The organism is Streptomyces sp. ISL-1, from assembly GCF_018614585.1.
Classification (GTDB): domain Bacteria; phylum Actinomycetota; class Actinomycetes; order Streptomycetales; family Streptomycetaceae; genus Streptomyces; species Streptomyces maoxianensis.
Window position 1 is genome coordinate 69,712 of record NZ_JAGGOI010000008.1, and the last position, 12,114, is coordinate 81,825.

The 12,114-nt window shown below is 71.7% G+C and carries 11 protein-coding genes and 1 pseudogene; 4 read left to right on the forward strand and 8 right to left on the reverse strand.

The window, feature by feature from the left end:
- Positions 1 to 129: 129 nt before the first annotated feature.
- The 4 genes from mshC to J7E87_RS08025 all read right to left on the reverse strand — a co-directional run bounded on the left by mshC (position 130) and on the right by J7E87_RS08025 (position 3,904).
- Positions 130 to 1,359 (reverse strand): cysteine--1-D-myo-inosityl 2-amino-2-deoxy-alpha-D-glucopyranoside ligase, encoded by a 1,230-nt coding sequence (gene mshC / locus J7E87_RS08010; protein WP_215091447.1) that lies wholly within the window; start codon positions 1,357 to 1,359, stop codon positions 130 to 132.
- Between the two features lie 367 nt (positions 1,360 to 1,726).
- Positions 1,727 to 2,545 (reverse strand): SCO1664 family protein, encoded by an 819-nt coding sequence (locus J7E87_RS08015; RefSeq protein ID WP_215091449.1) that lies wholly within the window; start codon positions 2,543 to 2,545, stop codon positions 1,727 to 1,729.
- Positions 2,509 to 3,099, reverse strand: a complete 591-nt coding sequence (locus J7E87_RS08020) for a DUF3090 domain-containing protein (protein ID WP_215091451.1) — start codon at positions 3,097 to 3,099, stop codon at positions 2,509 to 2,511. The genes J7E87_RS08015 and J7E87_RS08020 overlap by 37 nt, the downstream gene beginning before the upstream one ends.
- 106 nt (positions 3,100 to 3,205) lie before the next feature.
- Entirely contained in the window at positions 3,206 to 3,904 is a 699-nt protein-coding gene (locus J7E87_RS08025) for a histidine phosphatase family protein (protein ID WP_215091454.1), read from the reverse strand.
- 59 nt (positions 3,905 to 3,963) lie between these two features.
- Between J7E87_RS08025 and corA the strand changes: the two genes are divergently transcribed.
- Complete coding sequence (gene corA / locus J7E87_RS08030; RefSeq protein ID WP_215091456.1) at positions 3,964 to 4,956, forward strand: magnesium/cobalt transporter CorA; 993 nt, start codon at positions 3,964 to 3,966, stop codon at positions 4,954 to 4,956.
- 33 nt (positions 4,957 to 4,989) lie between these two features.
- Here corA and J7E87_RS08035 read toward each other — a convergent pair whose 3' ends face one another.
- A complete protein-coding gene (locus tag J7E87_RS08035) occupies positions 4,990 to 5,772 on the reverse strand; it encodes a ferritin-like domain-containing protein (RefSeq protein ID WP_215091728.1) in 783 nt (260 codons plus the stop codon).
- 267 nt (positions 5,773 to 6,039) lie between these two features.
- The gene (locus tag J7E87_RS08040) at positions 6,040 to 7,089 is read right to left on the reverse strand and encodes an LLM class F420-dependent oxidoreductase (RefSeq protein WP_215091458.1); all 1,050 of its coding nucleotides are present in this window, start codon (positions 7,087 to 7,089) and stop codon (positions 6,040 to 6,042) included.
- A gap of 130 nt (positions 7,090 to 7,219) precedes the next feature.
- Here J7E87_RS08040 and J7E87_RS08045 point away from each other — a divergent pair, with 130 nt between their 5' ends.
- Both J7E87_RS08045 and J7E87_RS08050 read left to right on the forward strand, forming a co-directional pair.
- Positions 7,220 to 8,203, forward strand: coding sequence for an aldo/keto reductase (locus tag J7E87_RS08045; protein WP_215091460.1), 984 nt, complete (start codon positions 7,220 to 7,222; stop codon positions 8,201 to 8,203).
- Positions 8,200 to 10,434, forward strand: coding sequence for an ATP-dependent RecD-like DNA helicase (locus J7E87_RS08050; protein WP_308312879.1), 2,235 nt, complete (start codon positions 8,200 to 8,202; stop codon positions 10,432 to 10,434). Before J7E87_RS08045 ends, J7E87_RS08050 begins: the two co-directional genes overlap by 4 nt.
- Before the next feature lie 400 nt (positions 10,435 to 10,834).
- Here the strand turns inward: J7E87_RS08050 and J7E87_RS08055 are convergent, their stop codons facing one another.
- Positions 10,835 to 11,497 (reverse strand): hypothetical protein, encoded by a 663-nt coding sequence (locus J7E87_RS08055; protein WP_215091462.1) that lies wholly within the window; start codon positions 11,495 to 11,497, stop codon positions 10,835 to 10,837.
- A gap of 47 nt (positions 11,498 to 11,544) precedes the next feature.
- Here J7E87_RS08055 and J7E87_RS08060 point away from each other — a divergent pair, with 47 nt between their 5' ends.
- A complete protein-coding gene (locus J7E87_RS08060) occupies positions 11,545 to 11,733 on the forward strand; it encodes a DUF5703 family protein (protein WP_005319466.1) in 189 nt (62 codons plus the stop codon).
- Positions 11,734 to 11,864: 131 nt separating this feature from the next.
- On the opposite strand, the pseudogene J7E87_RS34925 reads toward J7E87_RS08060, so the two are convergent.
- A pseudogene (locus tag J7E87_RS34925) lies at positions 11,865 to 12,114 on the reverse strand (hypothetical protein); the annotation flags it as partial.

A 12,114-nucleotide genomic window follows, 5' to 3' on the forward strand; every position in this document is an offset into this window, starting at 1 on the left:
CCGTTCTCGGTTCGTACTCAGCGCTCCCAGTCCGTACTCGGCGTCGGACCTGAGGCAGCCGCAACTCCCGTGCAGAGGGAGCCGGGTGGGCAAAGGCCCGCCCGGCGCCCGATCAGGCGTCGTACGGGGTTAGAGCGCGACGCCCAGCAGCGCGTCGACGGCACGTGAGACGAGGCCGGGCGCGCCCTCGTCCGTACCGCCCTCGGACTCCTGGCGCGCGGCCCAGCGGTCGACGGCGACCAGCGCGGCGGGCGCGTCGAGGTCGTTCGCGAGTGCGGCGCGGATCTCCCCGACCAGGGCGTCGGCGGCCGGCCCGTCGGGCCGGGACACGGCCGCACGCCAGCGGCCGAGGCGCTCGACAGCGTCCTGGAGGACCTGGTCGGTCCACTCCCAGTCGGCGCGGTAGTGATGGGAGAGCAGGGCGAGCCGGATCGCGACGGGGTCGACTCCGTCGCGGCGCAGCTTGGACACGAAGACCAGGTTGCCCTTGGACTTGGACATCTTCTCGCCGTTGAGCGCGACCATGCCGGTGTGGACGTAAGCCTTGGCGAAGGGGTGCTCGCCGGTGAGGACTTGGGCGTGCGAGGCGCCCATCTCGTGGTGCGGGAAGGCGAGATCGGAGCCGCCGCCCTGTACGTCGAAGCCCATGCCGAGATGGTCCAGGGCGATGGCCACACACTCGATGTGCCATCCGGGCCGCCCGGACCCGAGGGTGCCGCCGTCCCAACTCGGCTCGCCCTCGCGGGCGGCCATCCACAGCATCGGGTCGAGGGGATTCTTCTTGCCGGGGCGGTCGGGGTCGCCGCCACGCTCGGCGGACAGCAGCCGCATCGCTTCGGCGTCGAGGTTGGACACCTCGCCGAAGTGCGGGTCGGCCTCCACGGAGAAGTACACGTCGCCTTCGAGCTCGTACGCGGCACCCGCGTCCCGGAGCCGCTCGACGAGCGGCACGATGCCGGGTATGGCCTCGACGGCGCCGATGTAGTGCTGCGGGGGAAGCATCCGCAGTGCGGTCATGTCCTCGCGAAAGAGCGCGGTCTCGCGCTCGGCGAGTTCGGTCCAGTCGTGCCCGTCGCGGATGGCGCGCTCGAGGAGCGGGTCGTCGACGTCCGTGACGTTCTGGACGTAGTGCACCTGCCGCTTGGTGTCGAGCCACACGCGTTGAACGAGGTCGAACGCGTTGTAGGTCGCCGCGTGCCCCATGTGGGTCGCGTCGTACGGCGTGATGCCGCAGACATAGATACGGGCGACAGGACCGGGGTCGAGGGTCACAGGACCACCGGTCGCGGTGTCGTGGATCCGGAGGTCGCGGCCCGTGCCAGGCAGGGCGGGGACCTCAGAAGCGGGCCAGGCATGCATGGCATGAGCCTAACCGGACGCCCCTTCCGCGTACGAACCGGATCGGTCGACTGCCTGGCCGGTTAGGCGGTCTTGCGGGTTGCGCGGGGGTGTGTTGGCGGGACCTCGTCCGTGGTGGCCGGGGTCCGCGGGCACCGTTGCGTGGTTGCCGGGGTGCCGTGGGCGCGCTGCCCGGGGTCCGCTCCGGGGTTACGCCGGGACTGCACGAATTACGGCGCGTCTCCGGTGTGCCGCGGGGTGGGGTCCGTCGCGGGGTACGGTCCGCCGTGCGGCACAAATCACGCTTTACGTCCCGGCTCCACCCCTGCGCGTCCCCCCGCCTCGGCGAACACCGGGGCGCTACCCGCGCCGCGGGGCCCAACCGCCCTCACACCGGCGGCCAGGGAATCGCCGGCCAGTCCCCCGACGGCACCGGATGCCTCCCCGTCCCCAGCAGCACCCCCACCCTCGACCGCAGGGCCTCCACCTCCGCCCCCGTCAGCAGTTCCGCCAGACGGGTGGACAGCCATTCGCCCTCGCCCAGCGCCGCCGTCAGCCCGGCCAGCGCCGAGGTCGCCTCCGGCAGCAGTGGGTCCCCCGCCCAGCCCCACAGCAGCGTCCGCAGCTTGTCGTCCACGTTGAACGTGACCCCGTGGTCGATCGCGTACAGATGACCGTCCTGCGTCGGCAGCAGATGCCCGCCCTTCCGGTCACCGTTGTTGATCACCGCGTCCAGTACCGCCAGCCGCCGCAGCCGAACATCGTCCGCGTGCACCAGCAGCGCCGTACGCCCCTCGCCAACCTCCGCGAAACCGACCGCCTTCCAGCCGTCGCCCGGCTCCTCGTCCTCGACCAGAGCGAGCAGCGACGCCGACGGGTCCGCCTCGATCCAGAGCTGGACCATGCCCTCGCCGTACGGGCCGTCCCGCAGCACCGTCGGCGGCACCAGGCCCCACCCGGTCGCCTCGGAGAGCTCGTACGCCGCCACCTCGCGCTGCGCGAGCGTTCCGTCCGGGAAGTCCCACAGCGGCCGCTCCCCTGCGACCGGCTTGTACACGCACCGGGCCTGCTCGCCCTCGTGGGAGACGGAGCAGTACAGGACCGCGTTGGACGCCTCGCGGACCCGTCCGCGCACGGTGAGCTCGCCCTTGGCGAGGAGATCCCGCGCCGTCAGGCTCCGCGGCGGTATCCGTTCTGGCGCGGGCATACGTGTCCTTCCGGATCGAGCGGCAGGCTGCACAGCGGGCACGGCGGCCGGCCGGCGTTCACCACGTCCAGCGCGCGCTTGGCGAACGCCCTCGCCTGCGCCCCGGACAGCCGGACGCGCAGCATCGGCGGGCCGTTCTCCTCGTCCTGCAGCAGCCGTTCCTCGGCCTCCGCGAGGTCCTCCTCGGAGTCCGCGTCCAGCTCCACCAGCGCCTGGGCCTCGACGATCATGCGCTGTTCCTCGCCGTCCCACGCCAGCGCCATCGTGCCGACCCGGAACTCCTCCTCGACCGGAGCGTCGAGCGGTGCGGAGTCCGCGACGTCGGCGGGCGCCATGGCCGGCACCGGCGCGTTGCCCCCGGTACGGCGTACGACCTCGTCCAGCAGCTCGTCGATCCGCTCGGCGAGCGCGGCCACCTGGGTCTTCTCCAGGGCTACGCTGGTGACGCGCCCTGAGGCCGAAGCCTGCAGGAAGAACGTACGGCGTCCAGGCAGCCCGACCGTGCCGGCCACGAAACGGTCCGGCGGGTCGTAGAGGAACACCTGACGGGACACGTTCTGTCTCCCTCGGGATCGTGGGGTCGGTGGGTATCGGCTGCTCTGGACGGCTGTCGAGCGGGCATACGGGTTTTCAGCCCGTCCACCCTACTGCGGGGAGCGATCACGGGGCGCCCGCGCCGCCCCCCACGACCGCGGTCCCGCCGCCATCGTTCCCGCCGCCGTTCCCGCGCGGCGCGAGCGAGCCGAAGTCCCCGGTGTCACCGAGGCGCAGAAGAAATGGACGAGTGCGGGTGTAACGGATCGCGGTCACGGAACACGGCTCCACATGAATCCGCTGGAAGAGATCGAGATGCATGCCGAGCGCGTCCGCCACCAGGGACTTGATGATGTCGCCGTGCGAGCACATCACATAGGCCGCGTCCTCGCCGTGCGCCGCGTCGATGCGCGCGTTCCATTCGCGTACGGCGTCGACGGCGCGCGCCTGCATGGCCCGCATCGACTCCCCGCCGGGGAACGCCGCCGCCGACGGATGCCGCTGCACGACCTCCATGAGCGGTTCGTCCGCGAGCTCCGCGAGCTTGCGCCCCGACCAGTCGCCGTAGTGACACTCGCCGATCCGCTCGTCGCTCTGCAGTTCAAGGCCGGGCCGGGCGTCCAGCAGCGGCTGCATGGTCTGCAGACAGCGCTCCAGGGGGCTGCTGACGACGGCGGCGACCGGCACGTCGGCGAGCCGCCCGGGCAGCGCGGCCGCCTGCGCGGCGCCGCGCTCGTCGAGGAAGACGCCAGGGGTCCAGCCGGCGAGCACCCCCGCGGTGTTGGCGGTGGAGCGTCCGTGGCGTACGAGGATCAGCGTGGCCATGCCCGCCAGCCTAAGCGGACCCACCCTCGAGGGTGCGTCCGGGCCGTACGCAAGGAAGAATGCACGCCGTGATCGTGGACTGTGCCATTTACCGGGAGGGGCGCCGCATCGAAGGCCCGTCCGACTTCTCCGATGCCCTGGCGGAGGCACGGGCCGCCGGCGACGCCTTTCTCTGGATCGGTCTTCATGAGCCGACCGAGAAGGAGTTCGAACACGTCTCGGCGGAGTTCGGGCTGCATCCGCTGGCTGTGGAGGACGCGCTCAACGCACACCAGCGCCCCAAGCTCGAGGTGTACGACGACTCGTTGTTCATGGTTATCAAGCCGGTGGTGTACGAGCCGGAGAGCGACTCCGTCACCACCGACGAGCTGATGGTCTTCATCGGCGACTCGTTCGTGGTGACGGTCCGGCACGGTGAGGGCGCGCCGCTCGCGGCGGTCCGCCGACGGCTCGAAGCCGATCCCGAGGTCCTCAAGCACGGCCCGACAGCGGTTCTCTACGCGATCTGTGACGAGGTCGTCGACCATTACATCGATGTGGCCGCTGAACTCCAGGTGGACTTGGAGGAGCTGGAGACTGCCGTCTTCGCACCCTCCGGCGGTGACGCGCGCAACAGCGCGGTGCGGATCTACACCTTCAAGCGGCAGGTGATGGAGTTCCGCCGCGCCGCCGGGCCGCTGGCGGCTCCGATGGTCCGTCTCGCGAGCGCGAGCGTGCCGTTCGTCCATGAGCATTCGCAGCCGTTCTTCCGGGACGTCAACGACCATCTGACGCGAGCGAATGAGCAGGTCGAGGGGTTGGACCGGCTGCTGTCGGACGTTCTGTCCGCTCATCTCGCACAGATGGGCGTGCGGCAGAACGACGACATGCGCAAGATCTCGGCGTGGGCGGCCATGGTCGCGGTCCCCACCATGGTCGCGGGGATCTACGGCATGAACTTCGATCACATGCCGGAACTGCATTGGGTGTGGTCGTATCCGACGGTGGTGCTGCTGATGGCCGTGGCGGTGTACGGCCTGTTCCGGCTGTTCAAGCGCCGCGGCTGGCTGTAGGCGCCCGAGCAGCCGCAAACGCCCCCGCCGCTCTCAGAAGGCGGGAGCGGCGGCGGGCCCGTCGAGCGCGCCCCGGCGCTCGGGCATCTTGAGGCTGACCATCCGGTGCCAGCCGCCGAACCGTTCGTAGGCGTACATGGCGTGAATGCCCGCGGCCAGCGTCGCGGACTTGGCCCTGGGCCAGTGCAGCAGCCGTCCCATGTGGCCCATCACCGCGAGGCTCACATCGCGGTAGACCTTGATCTCGGCGAGGGCGCTCCGGCGCAGGACCCGCTGGATCGTACGGCCGTGCCCGGCGGCGGCCAGCCGCAACAACTCCTCGTGGCAGTACGCCAGGTGGTTGTCCTCGTCGTTGCAGATCATGGTGATGGCCCTGCCCAGTTCGGGATGGTCCCCGAAGTGCTTGACCAGCATGTCCATCTGGTCGGCGGCCCGCTGCTCGGTGACCCTGCTGTGCGAGAGGTAGACGACGACGTCCTCCTCGGTCAGCGGCTCGTCGCGGCGCAGCTTCTCGTGGGTGAGTCCGATGCCCCGCTTTTCGAGCAGCATCGTGTAGTCGGTCTCGGGCGGGACGGGGACCGGTTGCAGTTGGCGCTTCTTGAGCAGGGCGTCGAAGAGCCGGCCGTGCTTGTCCTCGTCGGCACCGTGCCGGGTGATCTTGGGCGCGAGGGCACGCATGCTGTCGGGCACCAGGGCGGCGATACGGCCGTTCTCCCAGCCGCCCTGTGCTTCGCCGCTGGCCGCGATGGAGCAGAAGAGCTGGAAGGCATCGTCGCTGTCGACGATTTCCTGGAAGAGACTTCGGGCCGAGAGCATCACTGCCACCTCCATGAAGACATCCGCAAAAGACATCCGCAAAGAACGAGTCAAGTCCGGTACAGGAGGCGAGGCAACAGGTAGGTCGCACAACTCCGCCGAACGGAGGACGGCGGAGCGGGCGCCGGCCGTAACCGAGGCCCGCTTTCCGGCGTTGTGATGCATGACGGCCGTGGCGGGGAAGACCCCCGAGCCCCCACCACGGCCGCAGACTTTGCCACCTTCCCAACGGCGGCCTCAGCGCGTGCAGGCCGTCCAGCGGCCGCGTTACGCGAGCCCGGCGCGCTCCAGGGCCTCCGTGCCCGCCCGCAGGGCCGTGAGCCGCTCGTCGAGCGTGAAGCCGGCCGGAGCGAGGGTCAGGGTGGTGACGCCGGCCGCGGCGTACGCCGCCATCCGCTCGGCGATCCGCTCCACCGGGCCCAGCAGCGTCGTCTGGTCGATCAGCTGGTGCGGGACCGCGGCGGCCGCCCCCTCCTTGTCGCCGGACAGGTACTTGTCCTGGATCTCGGCGGCTTCCTTCTCGTAACCCATGCGCTGCGCAAGCTGGTTGTAGAAGTTCTGCTTGCGGCTGCCCATGCCACCGACGTACAGCGCGGTGTACGGACGGAACATGTCGGCAAGGCCGCCCACGTCCTCACCGACCGCGAGCGGCAGCGTCGGGCAGACGTCGAAGCCCTCCATCGTCTTTCCGGCCTTCTCGCGGCCTGCCCGCAGATGCTTGATCGCGGTGTCCTCGAGGTGGTCCGCGGACGGGAAGATCAGCAGCGCGCCGTCCGCGATCTCGCCGGTCTGCTCCAGGTTCTTGGGGCCGATCGCGGCGATGTACAGCGGGATGTGCTCGCGCTGCGGGTGGACGGTGAGCTTGATCGGCTTGCCCGGTCCGCCCGGCAGCGGGAGCGTCCAGTGCTCGCCCTCGTACGACAGGCGTTCGCGGGCCATCGCCCTGCGGACGATCTCGACGTACTCGCGGGTGCGGGAGAGCGGCTTGTCGAACTTGACGCCGTACCAGCCTTCGGAGACCTGCGGGCCGGAGACGCCGAGGCCGAGGCGGAAGCGGCCGCCGGAGAGAGAGTCCAGGGTGGCGGCGGTCATCGCGGTCATGGCGGGCTGGCGGGCCGGGATCTGCATGATCGCGGAGCCGACGTCGATGCGCTCGGTCTGGGCGGCGACCCAGGTGAGCACGGTGGGGGCGTCGGAGCCGTACGCCTCGGCGGCCCAGCAGACGTCGTAGCCGAGCTTGTCGGCCTCCTTGGCGACCGCGAGATTGTCGCCGTCCATCCCCGCGCCCCAGTAGCCGAGGTTGATGCCGAGCCGCATAACCGCTCCCTCTTACTGATCAGTAACGTCCCTGTTCCGGGGACTCTAGCGCGGGTTCCCGCGATCCGTCAGGGGGAGGTTGTCCACAGGCTCTCTCAGGGTGCGCCCCTGGCCAGTAATCTCAGCGCCCATGGAGCAGAGGCAACTCGGCCGTACCGGCCTGCGCGTGTCCCGGATCGGGCTCGGCACCCTCACATGGGGCCGGGACACCGATGAGCACGACGCTGCCGACCAGCTGAAAGCGTTCTGGGAGGCGGGCGGGACGCTGGTCGACACCGCCGATGTGTACGGCGGCGGGGATGCCGAGTATCTGCTGGGCCGGCTCGTCGAGCGGCTCGTCCCCCGGCGCGATCTGGTCATCGCGACGAAGGCGGGCAGCGCGCCCGACCCGGACCGGCGCTTCAACGGCTCGCGCGGGCATCTCCTCGCCGCGCTCGACGCGTCGCTGGACCGGCTCGGGACGGATTACGTCGACCTGTGGCAGGTGCACGCCTTCGATCCGGACACCCCGCTGGAGGAGACGCTTCAGGCGCTGGACATGGCGGTGAGCAGCGGGCGGGCGCGGTACGCGGGCGTGTCGAACTTCTGCGGCTGGCAGCTGGCGAAAGCCGCGACCTGGCAGCTGGCCTCGCCCGGAGTGCGGACGCGGCTGGCCAGCACGCAGATGGAGTACTCACTGCTGCAGCGGGGCATCGAGCGGGAGGTGCTGCCCGCCGCCCTGGACCTGGGGGTGGGTCTGCTGCCGTCGTCGCCGCTCGGCCGCGGGGTGCTGACCGGGAAGTACCGGCACGCGACTCCGGCGGACTCGCGGGGCGCGTCGGAGCAGCTGGCTCCCTTCGTCGAGCCGTATCTCGACGAGGCGGCGAGCAGCATCGTGGACGCGGTGGCGACCGCGGCGGACGGGCTGGCGGCGACGGCACTTCAGGTGGCGCTGGCGTGGGTGCGGGACCGGCCGGGAGTGGTGGCCCCGATCGTCGGCGCACGCAACGCACAGCAGCTCACGGCCGCATTGTCAGTGGAGGCGCTTAGTCTTCCTGACGAGATCTGCCAGGCGCTCGACGATGTGTCGGCGCCAGTGCACCGATATCCCGACCAGGACTGGAGCACGCTGTGACTGCGCCTTCCGAGGGGACGCCGCCCCCAACAGCCGCTGCGCGGCGGGCCGAACCCCCGGCCGAGGACCGCGCCCCCGTGGACGAGGCCGCTGCGCCGGCGCCGGAGGCCGCCGAGCCGGACGGGCCCGCTGCCGCGGACGCTGCCGACGACACCGCGGAGACTGCCGACGGCACCACGGGTGCTGCCGACGACGCCGCCGAAGGGGCCGCTGCCGGTGCGGAGGGCACCGAGAAGGCGGGCGAGGTGTCCGAGGCCGAGGCCGAGCTTGCCGCGCAGCGGGATCTGCGGGCCCGGATCGAGCAGCGCAAGGCCGAGAAGGCGGGGCCCATCGAGGCCGGCGCCAAGCTGAGCGGGACGGCCGCAGATCTGCTCGCCGCGGTACGGGCCGTGGAGAGCGGTGAGAAGTCCGGCACCACGTTCTTCGATTCTCCCCCTCGCTCCGGTGGGGAGACCTCCACCGCGCCTGCCCCGAGGCGACCCGCGCCGGTGCCGGTCGAGCCGGTGCGGCCGCGGGCGCCCGAGCCCGCGGGGGCGCCCGCGGCGAGCGCGCCGGAGACCGTCACGGGCGTACGTTCCGTGCTCGCCGAGGGCGGTGCGCCCGAGGCGCTGGCACCGCAGTTGGCGGACGCGTTCGGGGAGCGGGCCGCGGACGTGCTGCGCGAGGATCCATGGCGGCTGCTGTCCGTGCCCGGCGTCCGGCCCGAGCAGGCCGACGGCTTCGCCCGGGCGCTGCTCGGCGCGGAGTGCGGCCCCGGCGACGAGCGTCGGACTGCGGCCCTGGTCACCTGGCAGTTGGAGCACGCTGCACTCCAGGGCCACACCGCGCTGGAGTCGTCCGTGGTACGCGGGGCGCTGGCCGAGCGGTCGGTGCCCGATCCGGAGGAAGCACTGCAACAGGCCATCGCGGACGGCGAGGTCCTGGTCTTCCAGGACGGCATCGAAGAAGAGGCGGCGGAAGAGGCGACGGACGGCGAGGAGTCCGGGCAGGCTGCCGTAACGCTGCTGCTGGGGCTCGACAGGTACGCGCTCGCGGAGGAGAGCCTCGCGGACGGGTTGGCGCGGCTGGCCAAGACCGGCGCCGACGCCAGGTGGGAGGCGGCGCAGGCCACCGAGCTGGTCCGCGCGGTCGAGGCGAGCGGCCTGGTGGCGCACACCGGCGGGGAGGCGGCGCGCGCTGAGCCGGTCGCGCTGGCCGAGGCCGCCGGTCGGGTCGGGCTGCGCGCGGTCGTCGCGGTCCACAGTGAGAACGGCCGCAGGCGGCTCGGACCCGAAGCGGTCACCGTCGTCACCGTCAGGGGGCTGCTCTCCGGCGCGGAGGGGCCCGGCAGGGACGGAGAGGGGGCGTTCGCGCTCGATCTCCTGGTCGTACTGGACGCGCCACAGCTGGACGTGGAGACCGCCGCGATGCTGGTCGAGTCGATGGCGGACGGCAGCCGGCTGGTGCTGAGCGGCGACCCCGGCGTCCTCGGCTCGGCCGGCGCGGGCCGGGTCTTCGCTGATGTGCTGGCCGCCAGGGTCTGCCCGCAGATCGCTTCCCGTACGCCGGACGCCGGCCCGATCGGAGAGCTGGTCTCGGGCATCGGCATCGGCGAGCTGAGCCAGGTGGAGGCGCCCGGCAAGGAGGTCGTCATCGTCCCGGTGCGGGACGCCGGCGAGGCGGTCCACCGTACGGTTCAGCTGGTCGCGGACTCCGTGCCGCGGGCCATCGGGGTCCCGCCCGAGCAGACCCAGGTGATCACGGTGGGGCACGGTGGCTCGGCGGGCACCCGCGCCCTGAACGCGGCGCTCAAGCAGCGGCTCAACCCGGGCCCGGGCCGGTTCGGCGGCTTCGACCCGGGTGACCGGGTGGCGTACGCCCCGGCGCTCGGCCGGACGCTGCCCGGGACCGTCGTCTCGGCGGACGCGGAGGGCCTGCACATCGACTGTGACGGCACTCCCGTCGTCGTACCGAAGGAGCGCGTCGAATCGGCGGTGCGCCACGGCTGGGCGCTCACGGCGCACCAGGCGGCGGGGATGCGCTGGCCGGCGGCGGTCGTGGTGCTGCCGGGCGACGCGGCGCAGGGGCTGAGCCGACCGTGGGTCTACACCGCGTTCAGCCGCGGCGAGCGCCATCTGTCCGTGGTGCACGGCGTCGACCAGGCGCTGCCGCGAGCCGTGGCGGAGATCCCGTCCCAGGACCGCACGACGCGCCTGCGGACGCTGCTCGAGGGGCTGCTCGGGACACCCTGACCGCGGACGCCACAACGGGGACGCGGTCGGCCGAGGAGGCCGTCACCCAGGGCGCCGAGGCCGGGACGTCGGCCTGCTGCCACGCCCAGGGGGACGCCGTAGTCGACGGCGCCCCCTGGGCGACGTGCCCGAGGACCGCGTCCCTCGGGTGTGACAGTGGCCCGCGCTTCGGGGCTGGGTTGCTCGAGGGACTGCTCGCCTCGCCGCCGTGACCGAGACGCGGCAGCGGGGCGCCACAGTCAACCGCGTCATGGCCGACGACGCACGGCCCCGCAACCGGGGACGCCACAACCGGGGACCCGTGCACGAGCACCCCATGCCGGAGCGCGCCGGGTCGGCGGCATGCGAAAGACCCCTGTCGGTCGGGCGAGACAGGGCCTGCGTTACGGGGCGGGCGCTGTCAGGATTCCGCTTCTTCGTCGAGGTCGTCCAGATCCTCGCCCAGCTCGTCCTCGTCGAAGACCGAGCTGACGTCGAAGCGGCACACGATCCGCTGCGGATCCGCCTGGTCGAACGGCGTGCTCAGCCACTCGCCCGGCTCCGGGATCTCGTCCGTTGCCGACACCCACAACGTGGAGTCGCCCTCCTCCAGGCCGAACTCCTTGTGCCGGGAGGCGATTTCATCCGGTTCGTACTCCCCGAAGAGCACCCCGAGCGCCGCGTGCACACTCGTGCCGACCATCGGGACACTCTCCGGGCCGTCGACCTCTGGATCCACATCAGCGATGCGTTGCGCCTGTGCGAGCAGCCGCTGCGGCTCGACCACCGCGTAGTCCCGGCGGATCAGCACGCTGAGCGCGTTCGGCTCCTCGGGGCCCGCGTACGGCGGCAGTGAGTCGTCCGCGCCCGGGATCTCGAAGGGGGTCACCTCGTCGTAGCGGTCGTAGAGGCGCTCGTCGTACGCCTCCGCAGCCGCGGCAAGGCTGTTGAACGCGGCATAGACGGCCGGGTCGTCCTCGCCCGTGCGGTTCTCGACCGCCGCGAGGTGACGGTCCAGTGCGGCTTTGACCGCCTCGGCGGCGGCGCGTACCTCGGCAGCGGTGGGCTGCGCAGCATCAGACATAGTGCAGACGCTATCCGTACAGGGGCTCTGCCCGCACAATAGATGCGATGCCGGAATACGAATTTGTCGACGTGTACGTACCGCGCGGGGTCTCCCGCAAGGAAGCGACACGTCTGCTGACCGACCACGCCGAGTACGGACACTGGGAGTTGGACCGACTGAGTCTGCACCGGGACGGCAGCCGCAGGGTGCGGCTGCGCCGGCGCATCATCCGTCAGGTGCGCGCCACCTGGTGAGCGGGTGAACGGGACGGAGCGAGCCCCGCGACTGCGGGACCCGCTCCGTTTTATCCACTTTCGTACTGCTCAGAACTCTGCTCAGGACCGCGCCGCGAGCCACACCGACTCGTTCAGCGGTGACCGCGCGGTTACGCCCTGACGCGGCCGCGGCGGTACAGCACCGCTCCGGCCAGCAGCAGTCCCGCGCCCGCCGGGATCAGCATGTCGAGCGGGCCCGAGCCGGTCTGCGCGAGCTCGTCGGGAGTCACGGGCGAGTTGCCGGTCTGCGTACCGGGGGTGTTCGGAGCGGCCGGCTCCGGCGCGTTGGGCACGTTGGGCGTAGTGGGCTGACCGGGCGTGACCGGAGTGACCGGGGTCACGGGCGGCGTAACCGGAGTG